The organism is Novosphingobium gossypii, assembly GCF_050433305.1.
In the GTDB taxonomy this organism is placed as follows: domain Bacteria; phylum Pseudomonadota; class Alphaproteobacteria; order Sphingomonadales; family Sphingomonadaceae; genus Novosphingobium; species Novosphingobium gossypii.
The window spans coordinates 54,066-74,783 of sequence record NZ_JBNPXM010000012.1 but is presented as its reverse complement, the minus strand read 5'-3'; the positions used below and the strand labels follow the sequence as shown (position 1 = coordinate 74,783).

The following is a 20,718-nucleotide window of genomic DNA, read 5'->3' as shown; positions in this document are numbered from 1 at the left end:
GACAATGAACAAAGGGCCTCTCCGGCATTCCGGCGAGGCCCTTTGTTTTCGAGGGATCGGATTCGGGCGCTTACGGCTTCGGTGAAACGATCACGACACTGCCCTGTTCGGCGGTCTGTACCTGGAAAAGGTCTCCATCGGCATCGAGGATGTAGAGGCGACCCATGGCATCGACGGTCATCGCAATGGGATGATCGATCTTGCCGGTATCGGGAGCGAAGTCCTCGTCGCGCACTTCCAGCGCAGCCGAATCGAGCGGCGCTGCCATCAGCTTGTCGATCGGGATGGACCAGATGCGGCCCTCCTTGTCGGCGAACACGTAGTGGTTGCGTATGCCTGCGATCGGTCCGCCGTATGCTACGCCGCCGACGATGCCCCGGCTCTGGCGCTGGCCCGATCCGTGTGCGATGACCAGTTGGGGGCTGACCATTCCGGAAAGTCCGGCACTGCCGGCGCGGCGCTCCTGCCGACCTTCGTAGTAAGGCCAGCCGAAGTTGAGCGGTTCCTGTGGCCACACCAGGGATACCTCATCGAAACCGCTTTCGCCGCGATCCGAGATCAGCATCCTTCTGCCCGGCATCGCGGCGATACCGGTTGGCGCCCGCAGGCCCAGCCCGATGAGCCGCCGGATGAAGAAGTCTTCGGGCAAGGATGCGCCGGCGTAGGGATCGGGATCCATCGAGTAGCGGTAGAGCTTCCCCTGCCGGTCGTCGTTCTGCACGGTCTGCGCATGTGTGCCGGTAAGATCGCCGATGGCGACATAGGCGAAACCGTCGGGTCCGGTGCCGATGGCCACCGGGCTGCCATCAGTGATGTTGGCCACTCTCCCCGAGATGGACGCCGTCGGGCTGTTGAGACACCCCAGGCACAGCATCCAGACCTGTGTTCGGTCTTGCGCCAGGACGTAGGTGGCCATCCGCGATCCTGCCGCAGTCGCGCGGGCGCGCGTCATTCCCAGAACCTTGAAATTCTCCGAGAAACCGGTGATGCGGGCGTAGCTCGACAGCGATCCGTCAGCGCGATCCAGATGAAAGATGGCGCCGTTCTGAAAAGCGACCAGCATGTTGGGAGAGCCTTCGATGCCCGCTTCCTCGAAGCTGGCGATGGCGACAGCTCCGTCCATCTGCGCCATGCGCTGGACGCGAATGCCTTCGCGGCTGTTGGTGACAGTGATCGATACCGCCAGCGTGCTGCTTGCCTTGCCGTCGCTGGCCTGCAGCGTGACCTGATAGACGTTATCGCCGTTGGCGTCGGTCGGCAGGTCGTAATTGGGTGCGGTCACGAACGTCAGCGCGCCCCCGGTGCCCATGGCGAAGGCGGCGGCATCGGCGCCACCCGCGATGGAATAGGTCACCGCATCGCCCTGCGCATCGCTGGCGCCTGCCTGGTATGCGGCAGTGGTGTTCTCGGCAACGGACGCGCTGGCCGACGAGGAAAACACCGGCGCGCTGTTGGCGGTACCGGAATTGCCGGAATCGCCATCGCCGCCGCCACATGCTGCCAGTGCGACCGGCAGGACCGACGACGCGGCCATCCCCAAGCCACGACGCAGCACGCCGCGAGCTCCCCATGTTAACATATTGTAATTGCCCCGTTTTAAAAGATGCTCGGGGTCAGTGCTGGCGCGCTACCATGACGGTTTGATGACAGTCATGAAAAAGGCGCGCCGCCGAAGCGACGCGCCCTTGATGCCTGTCCGGCAGTGCCGAACCGTCAGCCGATGATGCCGACCGCGGTTCCCGCGCGCGTGAACATGCCGATGATCTGCTGGACCTGTTCTGCCGAATGCTCGGCGCACAGCGAGCAGCGCAGCAGGGTCATGTTGGCCGGGGTTGCCGGCGGGCGGGCCAGGTTGACGTAGAGCCCTTCGCGCAGCAGCGCTTCCCACATCATCGCGCCGCGTTCCAGATCGGGCATGATGACCGAGATGATCGCGCTCTGCGGCTCGGTGGTGCCCAGCTGGAAGCCGGCGTCCGTCAGCCCCTTGTGCAGCGTGCGCGAGCTTTCCCACAGGTGCGCGCGCTTTTCGCCCGCGTTCATCAGCTTGCGGATCGAGGTGGTCGCGGTGGCCACGACGCTGGGCGGCAGGCTGGCGGTGAACACGTAGGGGCGGCAGACAAGGCGCATGATCTCGAACTTGGGATGGTTCGAGACGCAGAAGCCGCCGACGGTGCCGACCGACTTGGAGAACGTGCCGATCACGAAGTCCACGTCGTCGAGGCAGCCCTGCTCCTCTGCCACGCCGCGCCCGTTGGGACCGATGAAGCCCATAGAATGCGCTTCGTCCACCAGCACCATGGCGCCGTACTTCTTCGCGACGGCGACCATTTCCTTCAGCGGGGCAATGTCGCCCAGCATGGAATAGACGCCTTCGAGGATCACCAGCTTGCCCGCGCCCTCGGGAATACGGCGCAGGCGCTTTTCCATCGCCTCGATGTCGTTGTGCTTGAACGGCACGACTTCGGCGTCGCCCATCTTGCAGCCGTCCCAGATGGAGGCGTGGCTGTCGATGTCGAGGACGATGTAGTCGCCCTTGCCGGCGATGGTGGAGATGATGCCCAGATTGGCTTGATAGCCGGTGGAGAACACCATGGCGTGTTTCATGTCGTAGAAGTCGCATAGCGCCTCCTCGACCGCCTTGTGGCCCGCATACGTCCCGTTCAGCACGCGGCTGCCGGTGGTGCCCGAGCCGAAATCGTCAAGCGCCTGCTTGCCCGCCGCGATCACGTCGGGGTCGAAGGTCATGCCCATGTAGTTGTAGGTGCCCAGCAGGATCGTCTCGCGTCCGTTGCACAGGGCCACGGTGGGCGAGATCACCTTTTCCATGACCATGTTGAACGGATCGGTCACGCCGGTGGAGAGCAGGTCGGCGCGCATCTTGATCAGCGGGTCGAACTTGCTGAACAGGTCGCCGGAAGTTTCGGTCGTTTTGACGGTCTCAGTCATCGCGCTCAAGCCTGCAGCTTCACGACCGCATCGACGAGCTGGCCGTAGTTCTCGATCTCGGCCTGCTGGTTCATCGAGATGATGATGTCGAATTCGTCCTCGATCGCGGCGACGAAGTCCATCACCGTCAGGCTGTCGAATTCCAGATCGTCGGTGAAGCGGGTGGCGTCCGTCACTTCGACGCCCTTCTTGTTGAAGGGTTCGATCAGGGCGGCGATGCGGGCCGAAGTCTCTGCGCGGTCCATGGGTATGTGTCTCCGAATGCGTCGGGCGGCTCTCTGGCCGGGAATTGCGGCGCAAAAGCGGCGCGGGGGCTACATGTCAAGCGGGGTGTAGCGCAATCCGCCTCGGTGGGGGAGAGCGTTATGGTGTTGCCCGCTGTCACCCTCAACTTGCTGAGGCCCGCGCGGAACTGCCTTCTGCCTGCGCTTAAACCAGCGCCCGCACCGCCTGCATGAACGGGCCGATCGACACTGGTTTCGCCAGATACCCTTCCGCCCCGGCCTCGCGGATGCGTTCCTCGTCGCCCTTGCCGGCGTAGGCGGTCACCGCCAGCACCGGGATGGAGCGCAGCACCGGATCGTTCTTCGCCGCCTCTATCAGGTCGAGGCCCGAGACGTTGGGCAGCTGAATGTCCATGATGACCAGATTGGGCACGAACTGCCGCGCCCGGTCGAGCGCGTCGAGGCCGTCGGCGCAGGGCTCCACCGCATAGCCCTGACTGCGAAGCACGTCGCAAAACAGCTTCCGGTTGAGATCGTTGTCCTCGACAACGAGGATTCGCTTTGCCATTCGAAGCCCTGATGACCATCTGGGTGTTGGACCCCTCCTATGCCCTCCGAGCGAGACTTACAATTCTTCGAGAACCCTCATCCCCATCCGACCCGCAGGCCCTGGCCCTCAACGCGCTGGGCTGGGTGCTCGCCGATCAGGACCGGGCAGAGCGCTTTCTGGCGCTGACCGGCCTGACCCCTGAGGAACTGCGCGCGTCGCTGGGCGAACCGGGCACGCTGGGGGCGGTGTTGGACTTTCTGTGCTCGCACGAGCCGGACCTTCTGGCCGCCGCCGATGCGTTGGGGGTGCCGCCCGAGACCATGGTCGCCGCGCGGCGGAGGCTGGGCGCGTGACGAAACCGCTGCTCATCACCGACTGCGACGAAGTGCTGCTGCACATGATAAAGCACTTCCGCGACTGGCTGGCCGAGGAAGAGGGCGTCGATTTCGATATCGAGAACGGCGAGTTCTACAAGGCGATGCGCCGGATCGGCAGCGACGTGCCGCTGGAACAGGCGGAGATGTGGGCGCTGCTCAACGGCTTCTTCGATTCGCAGATGCACCGCCAGACCCCGATCGAGGGCGCGGTGGAGGCGATCGCCGCGATCCGCGAACATGCCGACGTGGTGGTGCTGACCAACCTCATGGACTTTCGCCGCGAAGCGCGCGAGGCGCAGCTGGTCGAACACGGCATGCCGCTGCGGGTGTTCACCAATCAGGGGCCGAAGGGCCCGGCGCTTCAGGCGATCCTGGACGAATACCAGCCCAGCCGCGCCGTCTTCATCGACGACCTGTCGCAGCACCACGGCTCCGTCTTCGAGGTGTCGCCCCATGTCCGCCGCCTGCACCTGTGCGGCGAACCGAAGATCGCCCCCAACATCAAGTGCGCCCTCCAGCTTGGCCACGCCCATGCGCGGATCGACGATTGGAAGACCGCGCTTCCCTGGCTGGTGAACAGCCTGACCTGCGAAGAGAAGGAATTCCATGAGCAAGATCGATGACCGCCTGGCCGAACTCGGCCTGACCCTGCCCGAAGCCGCAGCACCGGTGGCCGCCTATGTCGCCGTGGTAGAGACGGGCGGCCTTGCGCACGTTTCGGGCCAGTTGCCGTTCGTCGGCGGCAAGCTCGTCACCGGCCGTCTGGGAGAAGACGTCAGCATCGAGGCGGGCACCGAAGCGGCGCAGGCTTGCGGCGTGATGATCCTGGCGCAGCTGAAGGCCGCGCTCGGCTCGCTCGACCGGGTGGAGCGGATCGTTAAGCTGGGCGGCTTCGTCAACTCGACCGGCGATTTCACTGACCAGCCCAAGGTCATCAACGGCGCTTCCGAACTGATGGTCGCGGTGTTCGGCGATGCGGGCAAACATGCGCGCAGCGCGGTCGGCGTGCCGGTCCTGCCGCTGGGCGCCGCCGTCGAAGTGGACGCCATCGTTGCCGTTCGCCCTGCTTGATCGCTGGCGTTCGCCTGCACCCGATCCGCGCAAGGTGGTGTGGATCGGGGCGCAGGACTATGCCCATCGCGGGCTGCACGGTTCCGGCGTGCCGGAGAACTCGCGCGCGGCCTTTGCAAGGGCGATCGCGGCGGGCAACGGCATCGAACTGGACGTGCAGCGTTCCAGCGACGGGCAGCCGGTGGTCTTCCACGACGATACGCTGGACCGCCTGACCGGTGAAACCGGCCCTACCGAGCGCCGCAGCGCCGCCCAGCTTGGCGCGATCACCCTGAAACTTGCAGGAGGGGCCGGCACCGCCGAGACGATCCCCACCCTGCGGCAGGTTCTGGCCCAGATCGGCGGCAGAGTTCCGGTGCTGATAGAGATCAAGTCGGATCGCAGGACGCGCATCGCGGCGTTGTGCCTGGCGGTGCGCCGCGTGCTCGAAGGGTATACCGGCCAGCACGCGGTGATGAGCTTCGACCCGCGCGTTTCGCGTTGGTACTGGCGCCATTCGCCGCACACCGTGCGCGGGCTGATCGTGTCGGAGGGGGAGGACCGCGCGCTTGCCGGCAAGATCCGCCGCCGCCTGTGGCTGTGGCACGCCCGGCCCGATTTCCTCGCCTACGACGTGCGCGACCTGCCAAGCCGCTTCGCCGCCGCCCAGCGCCGCCGGGGGCTGCCGGTCGCCACCTGGACCGTGCGCGAACCCGAGCATGACGAACGCGCCGCCGCCCACGCCGACGCCGCGATCTTCGAGATCGTCGAAGGGACTGCGTGAGCGAGGGCACATTCACCGCCCGCCTGCTGGGTGCCGTGGGCGACCTGCCCGCCGATCAGTGGGATGCGCTGACAGATGGCGGTAATCCCTTCGTCAGCCACGCCTTCCTCACCGCCATGGAAAGTTCGGGCAGCGTCGGCGGGCGCAGCGGCTGGACCCCTCTGCCGCTGGTGATCGACGGACCCGACGGCACTCTTGCCGCCGCGCTTCCGGCCTATCTCAAGCAGCATTCGCAGGGCGAATACGTCTTCGACCATGCCTGGGCCGATGCCTGGCACCGGGCGGGGGGCGAATATTACCCCAAGCTGCAGATCGCGGTGCCCTTCACCCCGGCCACCGGCCCGCGCCTGCTGACGCCTCATCCCGAACTGATGCTGCCCCTGCTGCGCGCGGCAGAGACGCTGTGCCGCGACAACGGCCTGTCCTCTGCCCACGCGACCTTCATCGAACCCGCGCAGGTGCCGGTGTTCGAACAGGCCGGATGGCTCCTGCGCGAAGATATCCAGTTCCACTGGGAGAACCGCGGCTACGCCAGCTTCGACGAATTTCTGGGCGCGCTGTCGTCTCGCAAGCGCAAGGATCTGCGCAAGGAGCGTGAGAAGGCGCAAGATGGCGTCGATATCCGCTCGCTGACCGGCGCGGACATCACCGAGGCGCACTGGGACGCGTTCTGGGACTTCTATCAGGACACCGGCGCGCGCAAATGGGGCCGCCCCTACCTCACGCGTGAGGCGTTCACCCTGCTGGGCCAGACCATGGCCGACCGCATCCTGCTGGTGCTGGCCTATATCGACGGGGAGCCGGTGGCCGGAGCGCTGAACTTCATCGGCGATGAGGCGCTTTACGGTCGGTACTGGGGCGCGGTGGTCGACAAGCCGTTCCTGCACTTCGAACTGTGCTATTACCAGGCGATCGACGCCGCGATCCGGCTGGGCCTGAAGCGCGTGGAGGCCGGCGCGCAGGGCGGCCACAAGCTGGCGCGCGGGTACGAACCGGTGCGCACAGTTTCGGCTCACTACATCATCCACGACGGCCTGCGCGCCGCCATCGCCGACTACCTCGAACAGGAACGCGCCGGCATCGCCGAGCAGCAGACCGATCTCGACGGGCATTCGCCATTCAGGGAAGATTGATGGCCGTGCCGTCATCCGGGCGAAAGCCGGGATCGCTGGCCGGGCCAAGCCCAGCCCGCGTTAAAACGCCCTGACCCGAGGTGGGCTGTTCACAGCCAGCGATCCCAGCTGTCACTGGGATGACGCAGTTTGAACCGGCACCTTGACTTTAATAACCATTTAGGTTATATGCTCCAGCAGCGGCGGGGCGAGGGCGTGTAGCTGATGCTCCTCATCCTCGCACGCGGTCGGCGTCCGGTCGTGGAACTCCGGACAAAGCCACACTACCGGATGCGCGGATGAACCGGAGGTATGCCTCCAGGGTCGATGGCAAGGACGCGAGCCCGCACCATCATCCCCGCGCACCGAAGGGCCGTGTCGGAAGAGTGATCCAAGCTGGTCTGCCCCTCCTTCGACCATTCGCATACGAAGGCAGCACCCGGCACTGTCGCCTGACGCCGGCGACCCAACACGCGCCGACCGCACCCGTCCGCGTTCTTACCCCTGGCGTTATGCCCGCACTCGCCAGCGGGTGCATGGTCGTGCCGTCGGTACGCTGTCCCATCACGCCATACTTCGTCACCCTGAACTTGTTTCAGGGTCCATTGTGCAGTCTCACCCGAAGCGTGGAACAGCAAACCGACAGCGCCGCCGGTGACACCACACTCCGGCACTGACCGCCCGATGTACTCTGAAACAAGTTCAGGGTGACGGGGGTGTGGGGTAACGGTGAAGCGGCAACGCAGCGAAGAAAAACGTAACTCCCCCGCACAGCCGGAAGGTCAGGCCGCCTTGCGCAGGCCCGCGCCCAGCCACTGGCGCGCGCGGCGCTGGGCTTCGGCTATCTCGCGGGCGGTCATGTCGTCGGCCACTTCGGCGCGGCAGACGGCGGCTTCCCCGTGCCCGCCTACGGCGGCAAGGTTGAACCACTTGTGCGCCTCGACAAGGTCGCAGGCCGCGCCATGGCTGCCTGTCGAGAACGCGACGCCGAGGTCGAAGTAGGCCGAAGCGTCGCCCCGCGCGGCAGATGCCAGCGCTTCGGCGATCAGCATGTCTCCGGCAAAGTCGTTCGCGGCGGCAGGTGCGGCCAGATCCTGGTTAATGCAGACAGTTTCCATCGTAATCCCCGTGCCCTTGAAAAGGTTGTGACCGCGTGGACCTCAATCGTTTGCAATGGCCCGTGCGTTTGATATGGCGAATCTGGACCAGGCCGATCAAGAAATGGTTAATGCTGCTTGCGCGCAGATCCGGCGCCCGGATTAACTTTGTGTCACTTCCGACAAACCCGTTCATAAATCTTCGAAGGCCGCGCTTATCCGCTTGTGCGGTGAAGAGCGCCGACTTATAGGCCGCGTCAACTGCGGATCGTTGTACGGTTGCCGGAAAAAATCCGGGACTGCAGGGCGTTGGCGATCCGTGGAAGCACTGCGGAGTTTCTCTGGATGGCAACGGCCCTAGCTGACGAAATCGATGTTCTCGCCAAGGCAAAACGTGCAATTGGCGGCGCCTACATTTCCGAACCGAACGAAGAATACATGAATGAGTCGCAGCAGGATTATTTCCGCAAGCTGCTTCTCGCGTGGAAGAAGTCCATTCTGGATGCCGCAGCGGGTACGTTGCAGCAGCTGCAGGATGGTCCGATTCGCGAACCCGACCTCAACGATCGCGCTTCCAGCGAGACTGACTGGGGCATCGAACTGCGCACCCGCGACCGTCAGCGCAAGCTGATCGCCAAGATCGATTCGGCCATGCGCCGCATCGAAGAGGGCGAATACGGCTACTGCGAAGTGACCGGCGAACCGATCGGCCTGGGCCGGCTGGAAGCCCGTCCGATCGCGACGATGACGGTGGAAGCGCAGGAAGCGCACGAACGGCGCGAAAAGGTATCCCGCGACGACTGACGCCGGCTTAGCTGGCTGACGACACTGACTGGCCTGTCCCGGCGCATCGTGCGCGGGGGCAGGCCGAGCCGTGCCTGAATCGGCGTCAAGCGGGCTTTGCGAAACTGTCCGGAGCCGGGACATTAAGCCTTTGTTTGCCATTGTGGGCTAGGAATCGCTTTCGCGGCACGGTAATTTTCGTGCATTGGCGGCACGATGATGACGTGCAGTGACGAACGCCCGGACGACTATCGCATGAACCAAGGTGACAATCGGCAGCTCGCGCGCGACAGCCTGTTCCTCATGGCTGACCTTCGCGTGGACGGTCTCGACGGCGATTTCCGCATCAAGGTCCGCAACCTGTCGGCCGGCGGCATGATGGGCGAAGGCACCGTGCGCGTCGTGCGCGGCACCGTGGTTTCCGTGAACATCCGCAATATCGGCTGGGTCGAAGGGTCGGTGGCCTGGGTTCAGGACAACCGCTTCGGCGTCGCCTTCCGCGAAGACATCGACCCGCGCATGGCCCGCGGACAAGCCGGTAGCGCGACCGGCGATCAGCCAGGCGCGCCTGCCGCAAGGGTGGAGCACACGGCGCCTGATTACCTGCGTAACTACGGGGCGCAATCGTCAGACACGTCGGTGATGCGCAAGATCTGACGACAAGGCCCGGTCGGCGGTTAGTCAGCGAGCCGGAAATTTGCCGGGCGCGCTGGACGGCGGCGTGAAAACGGCTACTTCGGTGTCATGCTGTCGAAGCGCAAAGCCATGCGGCTGCCGGCCATCCCCTCCGGCCTGATACTTGCGCCCGCGTTGATGCTCACGCTGGCGTCCTGCAGCCGCTATGACAATTCTCCCCTCGATGTCGCGGTCGTCGAAAGCACCGGGCAGGGCAAGGACGACCGCGCCACTGCGGCAATGCTGTTGCGCGCCTCCACGGTGGAAGGGCTGGTGGCGTTCGACGATGCCGGGCGGGTGATCCCCGCGCTGGCCGACCGCTGGATCGTGACCGATGACGGCCAGAGCTACATCTTCCGCCTGCGTGACGGCCACTGGGCCAATGGCGATCCCATCACCGCCGACACCGCCCGCCGTGCCTTCAACGCCGCGCGCGAGGCGCTCGCCGATTCCCGCTCTCCCGAACGGCAGGCGCTTGCCGCCGATCTGGAGGGGATCGACGAAGTGCGCGCCATGGCGGGTCGGGTGATCGAGGTTCGCCTCGCCCGCCCCATGCCCTACTTGCTGCAGTTGCTGGCCCAGCCGGAACTGGGCCTGATCCACCGGGGGCGGGGGACCGGCTCGATGACCGTGGTGCGAGCCGGAGGCGTCGCGACGCTTTCCGCCATCGATCCTGCACAGCTGGGCCTGCCGCCGATCGAGAACTGGGATCGCCGCACCCGCCCGGTACGAATGCGTGAACTCCCCGGCAGCCGGGCGGTGGCCGCGTTCAACGACGGCAGCGTGGATCTGGTGCTGGGCGGGCGGCTTCAGGATTTCGCGCTGACTCGCTCCGTAGGCATCCTGCGCGGGACCATCCAGATCGACCCGGTCGTCGGCCTGTTCGGCCTGCGCGTGATGCGGAGCGACGGGTTCCTTGGCGATCCGGCCAACCGCGAGGCGCTGGCGATGGCTGTCGACCGTGAGGGCCTGATGGCGCCGTTCGGTGTCGGCGGCTGGCAGGCGACCACACGCGTGGTGACGCCCAGCCTTGACGGCGATCTGGGCACCATCGGCGAGCGTTGGGCCGGGCAGACGCTGGAGCAGCGCCGTGCCGTCGGCGTGGCCCGGGTGCGGGCTTGGCAAGGCAGGCCGGATGCGGGTGGGCCGGTGCGGCTGAGCCTGTGGCTGCCTGAGGGTGGCGGCTCGACCGTGCTGTTCAACCGGCTGGCGGCGGATTTTGCTGCCATCGGCATCGCGCTGGACCGGGCGGAGGGTAAGCCCGAAGCAGGTAAGTCGGGGGCGGATCTTGTGCTGGTCGACGATGTCGCGGGTTATCCGCGCGCGGGCTGGTACCTCAACCGCCTGTCATGCAGTGGGAGGAACGGCCTGTGCTCGCCGGAGGCGGATGCCCACGTCGCTGCGGCTGCCATCGCCCCCACGCCAGCGGAACGCGCCGCGCTGCTGACGCAGGCGGAAACGGAGCTGACGACGGCCAACGTCTTCATCCCCTTCGGCACGCCCATCCGCTGGTCGCTGGTGCGCGGCAGCGTCAGCGGATTCTCCCCCAATGCCTGGGGGTGGCATCCCTTGATGCCGTTGGCCTGGCTTCCCAAATAAGGCAGTGCGGCGCATCGGAGCCGCGTCTGGACGAGAGGGCAAGCCGTGGCGACAGGACCGCAATCCGCGCGACGCATGGAATACGATCTGCCGCTGGGCAACGACCCCGTCGCCATCCGCCGCCGCGTGGAAGCGCTGGAGCGCGTGCTGGAACGCGCCGTCACCGTACCCGGCATCAACCGCCCTGTGGGGCTGGACGCCATCGTCGGCCTCGTCCCTGTGGCGGGCGATCTGGTGGGCGCGGCGCTGGGGCTTTACCTCGTCTGGGAAGCGCGCAACCTGGGCATGTCGAAGTGGCAGCTGGCGCGGATGACCGCCAATGTCGGGTTCGATACGCTGGTGGGCGCGGTGCCGATTGCAGGTGACGTGCTGGACTTCCTGTTCCGGTCGAACACCCGCAACCTGAAGATCATCCGCAAGCATCTGGACAAGCACCATCCGCACACGCGCATCATCGACGCCTGACGCGCGCTGCGCTATGACGGCGGCGATGAAGAGGCTGATCCTGATCCCTGCGGCGCTGGCGCCCGCTTTGCTCATTACCGCGTGCTCCAAGCCCGATACCGCGCCCGGTCCCGGAGGCGTGACCATGGGCGAAGCGCGCGCGCTGGATCAGGCTGCGGCGATGCTGGACGAACGGCGCCCGCCCGCTTCGGTGACGGGGACGGACACGCCGAAGCCGGAGCGGTAACGTCAGTCGAAGCTGACCCTGCCGCGCCCGGCCTTGACCGAGCCGCGCAGCTTCTTGCCCTTCAGGCGCTGTTCCTTGCCTACGCGGTTGAGGCGGCTCTTGGCGCGTTTTTCCGGCAGCTTGTGCGCTTCGGTCAGCAGTTCGGCCAGCCGTTCGCGGGCGTCGGCACGGTTGGCTTCCTGCGTGCGAAAGCGGCGGGCGGTGAGGACCAGTTCCCCGCGCGACGTCATGCGGCTGCCCGCCAGTTCCTTCACCCGCGCGAAGACCGGCGGGATCAGACGCAGGGCGTAGACGTCGAGGCGCAACTGCACCGCCGTGGCGACCTTGTTGACGTTCTGGCCGCCTGGGCCGGTAGAGGCGATGAAGCTCTCGCTCGCCAGCGCCTGCGCCCGGCTTATCGTGGCCTCAAGGTCGCTCATTCATCAGGGGATTCGGGCGAGACCTGTGGCGCGGCATCGGTGAAGCCGAATGCGGCGAAATCGCGGGGCAGCGGTGCCACGGCAACGATGGGCTCCTTCTCGCCGCGCGGCACGGTCAGCCCTGCTGCGTGGAGCATCGTGCGCGGGGCGCCGCTCTTGCTGCCATACACCGGATCGCCCAGCAGCGGGAAGCCCAGGCCCGACGCGGCATGGACGCGGATCTGGTGGGTGCGGCCGGTTTCGGGGCGGAACTCCACCAGCGTCAGGCCGCCTCGCACATCCAGCCTGCGCCAGTGGGTGACGGCGGGCTTGCCCTTGCGGGCCGGGATCATGCGCCAGCCGTCCTTCACGGTGCTGACTTTCGACAGGTTGAGCGCGATGGTGCCTTCCTCGTCCGCGACTTCACCGGCCACGATGCCAAGGTAGCGCTTTTCCACCACGCGCTCCTCGAAGGCAGAGGCGAAGCGCTTGAGCGCCTTGGGATTGCGCGCCAGCAGCAGGCAGCCCGACGTATCGCGGTCAAGGCGGTGGACGGGGAACGGTTCGCGCTGGAAGCCCAGCTTGAGTTCGTCCAGCCGGTCTTCAAGGCAGGGGCCACCGGCACGGGGACGATCCAGCGGAAGGCCGGCGGGCTTGTCGATGACCAGCGCTTCGCCGTCTTCGAAGAGGATTTCCAGTTGCATCATAATCTCTTTCGTCGTGCCGTTGCGGGCAGCAAACACGGGTTTTTTCCGGCGCGAGCTTACGCCACTGCCGCCGCGATCCGCGAGCAGGCCTCGACCAGCTTCGCCTCGTCCGCTGCAAAGCTGATGCGGAAGCCGTCGCGGCTGCCGAACGCCGATGCGGGCACGATCGCCACGCCGTGGTCCAGCAGGTGGAGCGCCAGCGCGGCATCGTCGCCGAAGCGGTCCATCAGCGGGGCGGCATCGACCATGCAGTAGAACGCGCCGTCCGGCACCGGCGTCGACAGCCCGGGGATGGCGTTGATCGCGGCCACTACCAGGTCGCGCCGGGCGCGGAAGCGTTCGCACCAGTCGGCAAGGAAGTCCTGCGGCCCCTCGAACGCGGCGACGGCGGCGGCCTGGCTGATCGAGCAGGGGTTGCCCGAAGAGTGCGACTGCAGCCGCTCCATCGCCCTGATCAGCCATTCCGGACCGGTGGCCACACCGATGCGAAAGCCGGTCATCGCATGGCTCTTGGACACGCCCGATACGGTCAGGATGCGGTCGGCAAGGTCCGGGCACAGGTTCCCCAGCGTGGCGTGAGGGCCGCCTGTGTAGTTGATCGGCGCATAGATATCGTCTGACAGCACCATTACGCGCGGGTGGTGGCGCAGCACTTCGCCGATGGCCAGCAGCGTCTCGGCGGGCAGGCAGGCGCCGGTCGGGTTGCCGGGGCTATTGAGCAGCACCCACAGCGTGCGCGGCCCGATCTGCGCCTCGAGGTCGGCGGCGGTGAAACGGAAGTTGTCCTTGGCGCGAGTGAGCAGCGGCACCACCTTGCCGCCCGCGAAGCGCACGATTTCGGGGTAGCTGACCCACCACGGCGCCGGGACGATGACTTCGTCGCCGTCACTCAGGGTCGCCAGCATCGCGTGGAAGATCGCCTGCTTGCCGCCCGCGCTGACCGTGACCTGCGACGATGGCGTTTCGATGCCCAGATCGCGTGCGAAGTGCAGCGCGGCGGCTTCCTTCAGGCGCGAGGTGCCGCCGACGGGGGTATACTTCGTCTGCCCACCGTCGAGCGCGGCCTTTGCGGCGTCCAGCACATGCGGCGGCGTGGCGAAATCGGGTTCGCCCACGGACAGCGAGATGATGTCGCGCCCGGCTTCGCGAAGCTGGGTGGCGCGGTCGGTCATCGCCGTGGTCTGCGACGGGGCGATGCGGGCAAGGGCGGTGGACAGGTGCATTATGCCGATTCCTTAGAACAGCCGCGCCGGGACCAGCCCGCGCAAGGCGTTGCCGATGAGGAACCCGGCGGCCAGATCGTCCAGCGTCAGCTCCGCTTCCACCGCGCTGCCCTGTTCCAGCAGGGAACGGCGCAGCACGCCGGGCAGCAGGCCCAGCGTGGCGGGCGGGGTCAGCAGGGCACCGCCGCGCTCGACGAAGATGTTGGTGAAGCAGCCTTCGGTGACCAGACCGTCGTCGCGCAGCAGGATCGCCTCGTCGGCGCCATGCGCGCGGGCCACTTCAAGGCCACGCTCGTAGAAGCCCCGGTCGGTGGTCTTGTGCGCCAGCCGCCAGTCGCCGCTGTCCACCGGCAGGGGCAGCACCGCCACGGTGACCGGATCGGGCAGCGCCGGGGGAAGCGCGGTCAGTTCCAGCGAATAGGCGCCACTGCGCCCGATCAGCAGGCGCAGTTTAGACGGGGCATCCGCCTCGAAGCACAGGGCCTGGATGGCGTTGCGCACCGCGTGCCGGTCGAACCCGAAGCCCAGCGCGGCGGCGCTGGCGGATATGCGTTGCAGGTGCAGGTCGAGAAGCGCGATGCCGTCCTCGGGCGTGAAGCGCATCGTCTCGATCAGATCGAAGCTGGCAGGCGACACGACGTTTTCGGCAACCTGCACTTGCGACTCTCGCACGAAACCCCCTTTGACCAGGCATTCCCGCCATTCGGGAAGCGCTTGCGAATCCGCGACCACCGCGGACCCGACCCCTAACGTTGCACGCCCGTCACGGTCCAGTCGAAGTGTGCGAATTGCCACATTGAACGCCGCATCGCCAGAGGGTTCGACATGGCCGATGGAACCGCAATAGAGCCCACGCGGTGCCAATTCCACCTCGTCGATCAGTTCCATGGCCCGGATCTTGGGCGCGCCGGTGATCGAACCGCAGGGAAACAGCGCGCGCAGCAGGTCCACCGCGCCGCGTTCCGGCGGCAGCGTGGCGCGCACGGTGGAGACCATCTGGTGGACGGTGGGATAGCTTTCGATGGCGAAAGGATCTTCCACCCGGACGCTGCCCGCCTGCGCCACGCGCGAAAGGTCGTTGCGCATGAGGTCGAGGATCATGAGGTTCTCGGCCCGGTCCTTGGCGCTGGCGGCGAGGTCGGCGGCGAAGGCGGCGTCTTCTGCCGCCGTGCGGCCGCGCGGGCGGGTGCCCTTCATCGGGCGCACTTCCACTTCGCGTCCGTGAAGCGTGAAGAACAGTTCGGGCGAGAAGCTGAGGTGCCAGCGCGCGCCGTCGTGAATCACCGCGCCATAGCCCGCCGCCGCGCGGGGACGCAGCGCGGCGTACAGCGCCAGCGGATCGCCGCTCCACGGACCGGCAAGCGGCAGGGTGAGGTTGGCCTGATAGATGTCGCCCGCCCGGATCGCACCGTGGATCGCGGCGAAGGCCCGTTGGTAGCCGCCAAGGTCGACCTGCGGTTCCAGCGGGCCGATGGCAGGGCGCTCGGGTTTGGCGTGGGCGGCTAGCCATTGCGGCATTTCCGCGCGCGCGATCCCTTCATAGCCGTCGAACGCGCCGAACCACAGCAGTGGCGCACCGGTGTCTGGCAGGCGCCCGGCAAGGCGCGGTTCAAGGGCAAAGCCGGCTTCGTAGGTCAGGTATCCGGCGACGTGCAGCCCTTCGCGGGTGAGCGCCTGCAGGCGGTCCAGCGCAGGGGCCACGTCCTCGCCACGCCGCGCCGTTACGATTTCGCGAGGGGCCCGGTACAGGCGCGCATCGGCTCCGTTTTTGCGGGCGTCATCAAGGAGGACGAAGGGTTCGGTCATAGGATCGCGGCGGGCTTTAGCGGGTGTTGCCTGCGGCGTACACCTTGCGCCTGAAGACAGCCAGCGGTCCCCGATCGGGTCCGCGACGACGCATGTTGCCATCGAATGCGATGGCGCTACATCTTTCATCCTGCAGGCTTGGAGACGGTGGCATGAGCGAGATTTTCCTCGGACTTGGCGGCGATGGCGAACGGCAGGTGCTGCGGCTGGGGCGGGCGAACCGTCACGGGCTGATCGCGGGCGCGACCGGCACCGGCAAGACCGTGACGCTCCAGACCATCGCGGAACAGTTCTCCGCCGCCGGGGTGCCCGTGTTCCTGGCCGACGTGAAGGGCGACCTTTCGGGCATCTGCATGGCGGGCAGCCCGCAGTTCAGAAACGCAGCGGTGCTGGAATCGCGGGCGAAGGAAATCGGCCTCGCCGACTATGCCTATGCCGACAATCCGGCGGTGTTCTGGGACATCTACGGCGAACAGGGCCACCCGATCCGCACCACCATCTCGGAAATGGGGCCGCTGCTGCTGGCGCGGCTGATGGACCTGAACGAGACGCAGGAAGGCGTGCTCAACATCGTCTTTCGCTATGCCGACGAACAGGGCCTGCTGCTGCTGGACCTTGAAGACCTGCAGGCGATGCTGGCCCATGCCGCGCAGAACGCATCGGACCTCAGCGCGAAGTACGGCAACATCTCCAAGGCCAGCGTCGGCACGATCCAGCGCCAGCTGCTGGCGCTGGACAGCCAGGGCGCGGCGCAGTTCTTCGGTGAACCGGCGCTGGAAATCGCGGACTTCATCAGGTCGGACGATCAGGGCCGGGGCTATATCAACGTGCTCGCCGCCGACCGGCTGATGCGCAGCCCCAAGCTTTACGCCACGTTCCTGCTGTGGCTGCTGTCCGAACTGTTCGAGGTACTGCCCGAGATCGGCGATCCGGAAAAGCCGAAACTGGTATTCTTCTTCGACGAGGCGCACCTGCTGTTCGACGATGCCCCCAAGGCGCTGCAGGACAAGGTGGAGCAGGTGGTGCGGCTGGTCCGTTCCAAGGGCGTGGGCGTTTACTTCGTGACGCAGAACCCCATCGACATTCCCGAGGAGATTGCCGGGCAGTTGGGCAACCGGGTCCAGCATGCCCTGCGCGCCTTCACCCCGCGCGACAAGCGGGCGATCCGGGCGGCGGCGGAGACGTTCCGCATCAACCCCGAACTGGACGTCGAGGCCGCGATCACCGAGCTGAAAGTGGGCGAGGCGCTCGTCTCCACGCTCAACGATGACGGTTCGCCCTCGGTTGTGCAGCGCACGCTGGTGGCGCCGCCCCGGTCGCGGCTGGGGCCGATCACCGACAAGGAGCGGGCCATCGTTCAGTCGATCAGCCCGTTCGACGGCAAGTACGACACCCGCGTGGACCGCGAAAGTGCCGAGGAAGTGCTGGCCGCCAAGGCCGCCGACGCCGCCGCAACCGCGCAGGAAGTGGCAGAAAAAGGGCGCGAGGAAGTAGGCAGGCAGGAGCGGAAGAGTCCCGGCCTGTGGGACGGCATCGGCGGCAAGGTGGCCAAGGCGGCGGCAGGCGCGGCGGCGGCCAGCGCCGGCTCGATCCTGGCCCAGACGGTGCAGGGCAAGAAAAGCCGCGCCGACCCCAAGGCTTCCGCCGCGAGCGCCGCTGCCGGAACCGTGGGCGACGTGCTGGGCAAGGCCATCGGCTTTCCGGGGCTCGGCCGGTTCGCGCGCAATCTGATCGGCGGGTTGATGCGGTAGGGGCCGTCGTCCCGGATCAAGTCCGGGATGACGTCAGACGGGCAGTTCCAGCCGTGCCGTCAGCCCTTCCACCGACCCGTCCGCCGCCAGCCGGTTGGCCAGCACCAGTGCGCCGCCGTGCTGGTCCGCGATGGCGCGGGCCAGCGCAAGGCCGAGGCCTGCACCGCCCGTCGCCTTGTTGCGCGAAGGGTCGCCGCGCACGAAGGGGTTGGTCATCGCCTCGATCTCCTCCTCGGGGATGCCGGGGCCGTCGTCGTCGATGCGGATCACGGCGTGCTCGCCCTCCTTCTCCAGCGTCACCCGCGCGCCGCCGCCATAGCGCAGCGCATTGTCGATGAGGTTGCGCAGCGCGCGCCGCAGCCAGGTGGGGCGCAGTTCCAGCACGACGCGCCGGGTATCGCCAAGCTCCACCGGCTCGCCCATGTCCTCGTACTCTTCCACCACCGAGGCGACGAGGGCGGAGAGTTCGGTCCGCTCGCGCGGGTCGCTGGGCCGACCGACGCGGGCGAGGGAGAGAATGTCGTCCAGCGTGCGCACGATGTCCTCGATGGTGGCGGCCATGCGCCCGCGCTCGGCATCGTCCTCCACCGATTCGATGCGGACGCGCAGCGCGGCCAGCGGCGTCTTAAGGTCGTGGCCGATGGCGCCCAGCATCACGTCCTTTTCATCCAGCATGGCGACGATGCGCGCCTCCATCGCGTTGTGCGCGACGATCAGGCGCTGCATGTCTTCTGGCCCGCTGGGGGCCAGCTGGCCAGCGGAGCCCGGGCTGTACGCGAACTGCTCCACCCGGCGCGTGAGCGCGGCCAGCGGACGGGTGATGCGCCGCAGGATAAGCGCCACCGCGCCAACCAGGACGAGGTAGATGATGACCGTCTGCACGATCAGCGGACGGATCATCAGTGCGAAGGCGCGGGGGCTGCGCACGCGGGCGATCATCCAGTTCGGCTTGCCGGGCTGCTTCAGGCCGATCACCAGCAGATGGTCGTCCATCATCTCGCGGATGTCCGGGCCGTCCAGCCGGCCGCGATCGGCACGGCTTTGCAGATGCGCGCGTGCAAAGGAATCGCGGGCGACGGTGCGGTGAATGGCGACGATCTGCGAAGTGGGGAAATCCTGATCGACCAGCGTGCGTTTCAGCCGGTCCTCGGTATCGCCGTCGCGCCGCTCGCCGGGCTGCTGGGGCGAGGTATTGCTGAACTGCAGCGGAAAGCCGCGCACCGGCGGGCCGCCGAACGGCGAGCGATCATGCTCCCCCTTGCGCAGCAGCCGTCCCAGTGCGCCTCGGCCCCGCGTTTCGGCGATCAGCTTGAAGGCGACGGCGTTGGTCATGCCTGCTTCGTAGCCTTCGCGCTGGGCACGGTAGACCAGGATGGCGCCGATGCCCTGCACCAGCAGCAGCGCGACGGCGACCGCCAGCAGCGTCTGCCCCATCAGGCTGCGAGGGCGCAGCAAGCGAAACGGGCTCATCATTCCTCGATCGGCACGCGGCGCACGTCGGCAGCCAGCATGTAGCCGCCGCCCCACACCGTCTGGATCAGCTGCGCGTTGCGGCTGTCCTGCTCGATCTTGCGGCGCAGGCGGCTGACCTGATTGTCCACCGCACGGTCGAACAGGTGCGCCTCGCGGCCCTGCACCATGTCGAGCAGGCGATCGCGGTTCAGCACCTGCCGCGGGTGTTCGAGGAACGCCATCAGCAGCCGGAATTCGACCGATGAGATCGCCACCACCGCGCCTTCGCTGTCGATCAGGCGGCGCTTGAGCGGATCGAGGCGCCAGCCCTCGAACTCGAACGCCTCGTTTTCCGGGGCGGCGGGCGCGGCGCGCGAGGCACGGCGCAGTACGCTGCGGATGCGGGCGACCAGTTCGCGCGGCTCGAACGGCTTCACGACGTAATCGTCCGCCCCGATCTCAAGCCCGACGATGCGGTCGGTCGCCTCGCCGCGCGCAGTCAGGAAGATCACCGGCAGATCCTGCGCCTCCACCAGATGGCGGCACAGCGACAACCCATCCTCGCCCGGCATCATGATGTCCAGCAGGACGAGGTCAAAGGCCACGTCCTTCAGGCGCGAGCGGGCCTCTGCGGCGCTGGATGCTTGAACGACGGCGAACCCCTGCCGCGACAGGTAGTCGCCCAGGGGTTCGCGAAGGGATGCCTCGTCATCGACGAGGAGCAGTTTGGGAGGCGCAGGGGTAGGCGCGGTGTCGTTCATTTCCGGATCCATGACGTCAATCCGCGCCTTCCTGTCAGTTCGTGGCGTTCTTGTCAGCCGTCTTGCGCGCTTCCCAGCGGGCCTTGCGCTCTTCAGGCGTCACCTTGCCGTCGTGGTTGGCGTCCTGAGCATCGAAGCGCTTGAGCGCCTCGGCGACGAATTCGGCCTGGGTGACCACGCGATTGTCGTCGAAGCGACCGCCCGGTCCGAAGCCGTGCCCGCCGAAATGGCCGCGACCCTTGCCACCGAATTTAGCGGCGAACTTCTCAGGCCCACCGCGCGGGTGGAGCTTGCCGCCTTCACCGGGAGGGGGCGGCGGGCCATCGTGATCCGCGCCGGGACCGCGACCTTCCGGGCCTCTGTCGGCCATGAACTCGGCCTTGGAGATCGAGCCGTCGCCATTGGTGTCGAGCCGGGCGAACATCTTCTCGCGCATCTGCTGGTGGCGCAGTTCGCGGTCGGCCTTGTCCAGCTTGCCGTCCTTGTTGACGTCCAGGCGGACGAACATCTCGGTCGCGCGCGCCTGCGCCTCGGCGCGGGTGACGATACGGTCGGGGGCGGGGCGGGCGGCTTGGGCAGGGGCCTGCGCATTCGCCATGCCGCCGACCGCCAGCGCTGCCGCCGACAGGCTCAGCATCAGGGTCTTCATCGAGGTCATAGGTGGTGTCCCGTTGCGAAGTGGATGAGAGCCGCAGGACAGAGGGAGGGGGAAGAACTGTCCTGCGGCTCTCT

23 protein-coding genes are annotated in these 20,718 nt (G+C 66.9%); 11 read left to right on the top strand and 12 right to left on the bottom strand.

All coding sequences use genetic code 11. The features are described 5' to 3' along the window. Nucleotides 1–70: 70 nt before the first annotated feature. The 4 genes from GGR40_RS18435 to GGR40_RS18420 form a co-directional block, all read right to left on the bottom strand. Complete coding sequence (locus GGR40_RS18435) at nucleotides 71–1,555, bottom strand: PQQ-dependent sugar dehydrogenase (protein ID WP_429277713.1); 1,485 nt, start codon at nucleotides 1,553–1,555, stop codon at nucleotides 71–73. 158 nt (nucleotides 1,556–1,713) lie between these two features. After that, nucleotides 1,714–2,946, bottom strand: coding sequence for a serine palmitoyltransferase (gene spt / locus GGR40_RS18430; protein ID WP_429277712.1), 1,233 nt, complete (start codon nucleotides 2,944–2,946; stop codon nucleotides 1,714–1,716). 5 nt (nucleotides 2,947–2,951) lie between these two features. Next, entirely contained in the window at nucleotides 2,952–3,191 is a 240-nt protein-coding gene (locus GGR40_RS18425; protein WP_429277711.1) for an acyl carrier protein, read from the bottom strand. A 184-nt stretch (nucleotides 3,192–3,375) separates the two neighbouring features. After that, a complete protein-coding gene (locus tag GGR40_RS18420) occupies nucleotides 3,376–3,738 on the bottom strand; it encodes a response regulator (RefSeq protein WP_429277710.1) in 363 nt (120 codons plus the stop codon). Between GGR40_RS18420 and GGR40_RS18415 the strand changes: the two genes are divergently transcribed. Genes GGR40_RS18415 through GGR40_RS18395 form a run of 5 tightly spaced genes read left to right on the top strand, consistent with a single transcriptional unit; the run spans nucleotide 3,732 to nucleotide 7,064 of the window. Then, entirely contained in the window at nucleotides 3,732–4,073 is a 342-nt protein-coding gene (locus GGR40_RS18415; RefSeq protein WP_429277709.1) for a DUF3572 domain-containing protein, read from the top strand. The genes GGR40_RS18420 and GGR40_RS18415 overlap by 7 nt on opposite strands. Beyond that, nucleotides 4,070–4,720, top strand: a complete 651-nt coding sequence (locus GGR40_RS18410) for an HAD family hydrolase (RefSeq protein ID WP_429277708.1) — start codon at nucleotides 4,070–4,072, stop codon at nucleotides 4,718–4,720. The genes GGR40_RS18415 and GGR40_RS18410 overlap by 4 nt, the downstream gene beginning before the upstream one ends. Then, nucleotides 4,704–5,168 carry a RidA family protein gene (locus GGR40_RS18405; RefSeq protein ID WP_429277707.1) on the top strand — a complete coding sequence of 155 codons (465 nt, stop codon included), beginning with the start codon at nucleotides 4,704–4,706 and terminating at the stop codon, nucleotides 5,166–5,168. The genes GGR40_RS18410 and GGR40_RS18405 overlap by 17 nt, the downstream gene beginning before the upstream one ends. Then, on the top strand, nucleotides 5,149–5,931 hold the full coding sequence (locus GGR40_RS18400; protein ID WP_429277706.1) for a glycerophosphodiester phosphodiesterase family protein: 783 nt from the start codon (nucleotides 5,149–5,151) through the stop codon (nucleotides 5,929–5,931). Before GGR40_RS18405 ends, GGR40_RS18400 begins: the two co-directional genes overlap by 20 nt. Beyond that, complete coding sequence (locus GGR40_RS18395) at nucleotides 5,928–7,064, top strand: GNAT family N-acetyltransferase (protein ID WP_429277705.1); 1,137 nt, start codon at nucleotides 5,928–5,930, stop codon at nucleotides 7,062–7,064. The genes GGR40_RS18400 and GGR40_RS18395 overlap by 4 nt, the downstream gene beginning before the upstream one ends. A 761-nt stretch (nucleotides 7,065–7,825) precedes the next feature. Here the strand turns inward: GGR40_RS18395 and GGR40_RS18390 are convergent. Then, the gene (locus GGR40_RS18390; protein WP_429277704.1) at nucleotides 7,826–8,161 is read right to left on the bottom strand and encodes an SEL1-like repeat protein; all 336 of its coding nucleotides are present in this window, start codon (nucleotides 8,159–8,161) and stop codon (nucleotides 7,826–7,828) included. Nucleotides 8,162–8,485: 324 nt separating this feature from the next. On the opposite strand from GGR40_RS18390, the gene dksA reads away from it, so the two are divergent. From dksA to GGR40_RS18365, 5 genes are all read left to right on the top strand, one after another. Then, the gene (dksA, locus tag GGR40_RS18385; protein WP_103096581.1) at nucleotides 8,486–8,944 is read left to right on the top strand and encodes an RNA polymerase-binding protein DksA; all 459 of its coding nucleotides are present in this window, start codon (nucleotides 8,486–8,488) and stop codon (nucleotides 8,942–8,944) included. Nucleotides 8,945–9,139: 195 nt separating this feature from the next. Beyond that, nucleotides 9,140–9,580: a PilZ domain-containing protein gene (locus tag GGR40_RS18380; protein WP_429277703.1), complete on the top strand. Its 441-nt coding sequence runs from the start codon at nucleotides 9,140–9,142 to the stop codon at nucleotides 9,578–9,580. A gap of 87 nt (nucleotides 9,581–9,667) precedes the next feature. Next, on the top strand, nucleotides 9,668–11,197 hold the full coding sequence (locus GGR40_RS18375) for an ABC transporter substrate-binding protein (RefSeq protein WP_429277702.1): 1,530 nt from the start codon (nucleotides 9,668–9,670) through the stop codon (nucleotides 11,195–11,197). Nucleotides 11,198–11,272: 75 nt separating this feature from the next. After that, nucleotides 11,273–11,662, top strand: a complete 390-nt coding sequence (locus GGR40_RS18370; RefSeq protein ID WP_429277701.1) for a DUF4112 domain-containing protein — start codon at nucleotides 11,273–11,275, stop codon at nucleotides 11,660–11,662. A 25-nt stretch (nucleotides 11,663–11,687) separates the two neighbouring features. Then, nucleotides 11,688–11,888 carry a hypothetical protein gene (locus tag GGR40_RS18365; protein ID WP_429277700.1) on the top strand — a complete coding sequence of 67 codons (201 nt, stop codon included), beginning with the start codon at nucleotides 11,688–11,690 and terminating at the stop codon, nucleotides 11,886–11,888. Between the two features lie 2 nt (nucleotides 11,889–11,890). Here GGR40_RS18365 and arfB read toward each other — a convergent pair whose 3' ends face one another. Genes arfB through pabB form a run of 4 tightly spaced genes read right to left on the bottom strand, consistent with a single transcriptional unit; the run spans nucleotide 11,891 to nucleotide 16,022 of the window. Beyond that, nucleotides 11,891–12,307, bottom strand: a complete 417-nt coding sequence (gene arfB, locus GGR40_RS18360; RefSeq protein ID WP_429277699.1) for an alternative ribosome rescue aminoacyl-tRNA hydrolase ArfB — start codon at nucleotides 12,305–12,307, stop codon at nucleotides 11,891–11,893. Further along, nucleotides 12,304–12,990 (bottom strand): RluA family pseudouridine synthase, encoded by a 687-nt coding sequence (locus GGR40_RS18355; protein WP_429277766.1) that lies wholly within the window; start codon nucleotides 12,988–12,990, stop codon nucleotides 12,304–12,306. Before GGR40_RS18355 ends, arfB begins: the two co-directional genes overlap by 4 nt. A 59-nt stretch (nucleotides 12,991–13,049) precedes the next feature. Then, on the bottom strand, nucleotides 13,050–14,216 hold the full coding sequence (locus GGR40_RS18350; protein ID WP_429277698.1) for a pyridoxal phosphate-dependent aminotransferase: 1,167 nt from the start codon (nucleotides 14,214–14,216) through the stop codon (nucleotides 13,050–13,052). Nucleotides 14,217–14,228: 12 nt separating this feature from the next. After that, nucleotides 14,229–16,022 carry an aminodeoxychorismate synthase component I gene (gene pabB / locus GGR40_RS18345; protein ID WP_429277697.1) on the bottom strand — a complete coding sequence of 598 codons (1,794 nt, stop codon included), beginning with the start codon at nucleotides 16,020–16,022 and terminating at the stop codon, nucleotides 14,229–14,231. 152 nt (nucleotides 16,023–16,174) lie between these two features. Here pabB and GGR40_RS18340 point away from each other — a divergent pair, with 152 nt between their 5' ends. Further along, nucleotides 16,175–17,773, top strand: coding sequence for a helicase HerA-like domain-containing protein (locus GGR40_RS18340; RefSeq protein ID WP_429277696.1), 1,599 nt, complete (start codon nucleotides 16,175–16,177; stop codon nucleotides 17,771–17,773). Between the two features lie 33 nt (nucleotides 17,774–17,806). On the opposite strand, the gene GGR40_RS18335 is transcribed toward GGR40_RS18340, so the two are convergent. From GGR40_RS18335 to GGR40_RS18325, 3 genes are read right to left on the bottom strand one after another with little or no spacing between them, the layout of a single operon-like run. Next, nucleotides 17,807–19,243, bottom strand: coding sequence for a sensor histidine kinase (locus GGR40_RS18335; protein ID WP_429277695.1), 1,437 nt, complete (start codon nucleotides 19,241–19,243; stop codon nucleotides 17,807–17,809). Next, nucleotides 19,243–19,986: a response regulator gene (locus tag GGR40_RS18330; protein WP_429277765.1), complete on the bottom strand. Its 744-nt coding sequence runs from the start codon at nucleotides 19,984–19,986 to the stop codon at nucleotides 19,243–19,245. The genes GGR40_RS18335 and GGR40_RS18330 overlap by 1 nt, the downstream gene beginning before the upstream one ends. A gap of 34 nt (nucleotides 19,987–20,020) precedes the next feature. Then, the gene (locus GGR40_RS18325; RefSeq protein WP_429277694.1) at nucleotides 20,021–20,644 is read right to left on the bottom strand and encodes an EF-hand domain-containing protein; all 624 of its coding nucleotides are present in this window, start codon (nucleotides 20,642–20,644) and stop codon (nucleotides 20,021–20,023) included. Nucleotides 20,645–20,718: the final 74 nt, after the last annotated feature.

Excerpts from the sequence above, each read along its gene's own strand:
- spt (WP_429277712.1), bottom strand. The coding sequence starts at position 2,946 with ATGACTGAGACCGTCAAAACGACCGAAACTTCCGGCGACCTGTTCAGC.
- GGR40_RS18425 (WP_429277711.1), bottom strand. The coding sequence starts at position 3,191 with ATGGACCGCGCAGAGACTTCGGCCCGCATCGCCGCCCTGATCGAACCC.
- GGR40_RS18420 (WP_429277710.1), bottom strand. The coding sequence starts at position 3,738 with ATGGCAAAGCGAATCCTCGTTGTCGAGGACAACGATCTCAACCGGAAG.
- GGR40_RS18405 (WP_429277707.1), top strand. The coding sequence starts at position 4,704 with ATGAGCAAGATCGATGACCGCCTGGCCGAACTCGGCCTGACCCTGCCC.
- GGR40_RS18390 (WP_429277704.1), bottom strand. The coding sequence starts at position 8,161 with ATGGAAACTGTCTGCATTAACCAGGATCTGGCCGCACCTGCCGCCGCG.
- dksA (WP_103096581.1), top strand. The coding sequence starts at position 8,486 with ATGGCAACGGCCCTAGCTGACGAAATCGATGTTCTCGCCAAGGCAAAA.
- GGR40_RS18380 (WP_429277703.1), top strand. The coding sequence starts at position 9,140 with ATGATGACGTGCAGTGACGAACGCCCGGACGACTATCGCATGAACCAA.
- GGR40_RS18375 (WP_429277702.1), top strand. The coding sequence starts at position 9,668 with ATGCTGTCGAAGCGCAAAGCCATGCGGCTGCCGGCCATCCCCTCCGGC.
- GGR40_RS18370 (WP_429277701.1), top strand. The coding sequence starts at position 11,273 with ATGGAATACGATCTGCCGCTGGGCAACGACCCCGTCGCCATCCGCCGC.
- GGR40_RS18365 (WP_429277700.1), top strand. The coding sequence starts at position 11,688 with ATGAAGAGGCTGATCCTGATCCCTGCGGCGCTGGCGCCCGCTTTGCTC.
- arfB (WP_429277699.1), bottom strand. The coding sequence starts at position 12,307 with ATGAGCGACCTTGAGGCCACGATAAGCCGGGCGCAGGCGCTGGCGAGC.
- GGR40_RS18355 (WP_429277766.1), bottom strand. The coding sequence starts at position 12,990 with ATGCAACTGGAAATCCTCTTCGAAGACGGCGAAGCGCTGGTCATCGAC.
- GGR40_RS18350 (WP_429277698.1), bottom strand. The coding sequence starts at position 14,216 with ATGCACCTGTCCACCGCCCTTGCCCGCATCGCCCCGTCGCAGACCACG.
- pabB (WP_429277697.1), bottom strand. The coding sequence starts at position 16,022 with ATGACCGAACCCTTCGTCCTCCTTGATGACGCCCGCAAAAACGGAGCC.
- GGR40_RS18340 (WP_429277696.1), top strand. The coding sequence starts at position 16,175 with ATGAGCGAGATTTTCCTCGGACTTGGCGGCGATGGCGAACGGCAGGTG.
- GGR40_RS18335 (WP_429277695.1), bottom strand. The coding sequence starts at position 19,243 with ATGAGCCCGTTTCGCTTGCTGCGCCCTCGCAGCCTGATGGGGCAGACG.
- GGR40_RS18330 (WP_429277765.1), bottom strand. The coding sequence starts at position 19,986 with ATGAACGACACCGCGCCTACCCCTGCGCCTCCCAAACTGCTCCTCGTC.
- GGR40_RS18325 (WP_429277694.1), bottom strand. The coding sequence starts at position 20,644 with ATGACCTCGATGAAGACCCTGATGCTGAGCCTGTCGGCGGCAGCGCTG.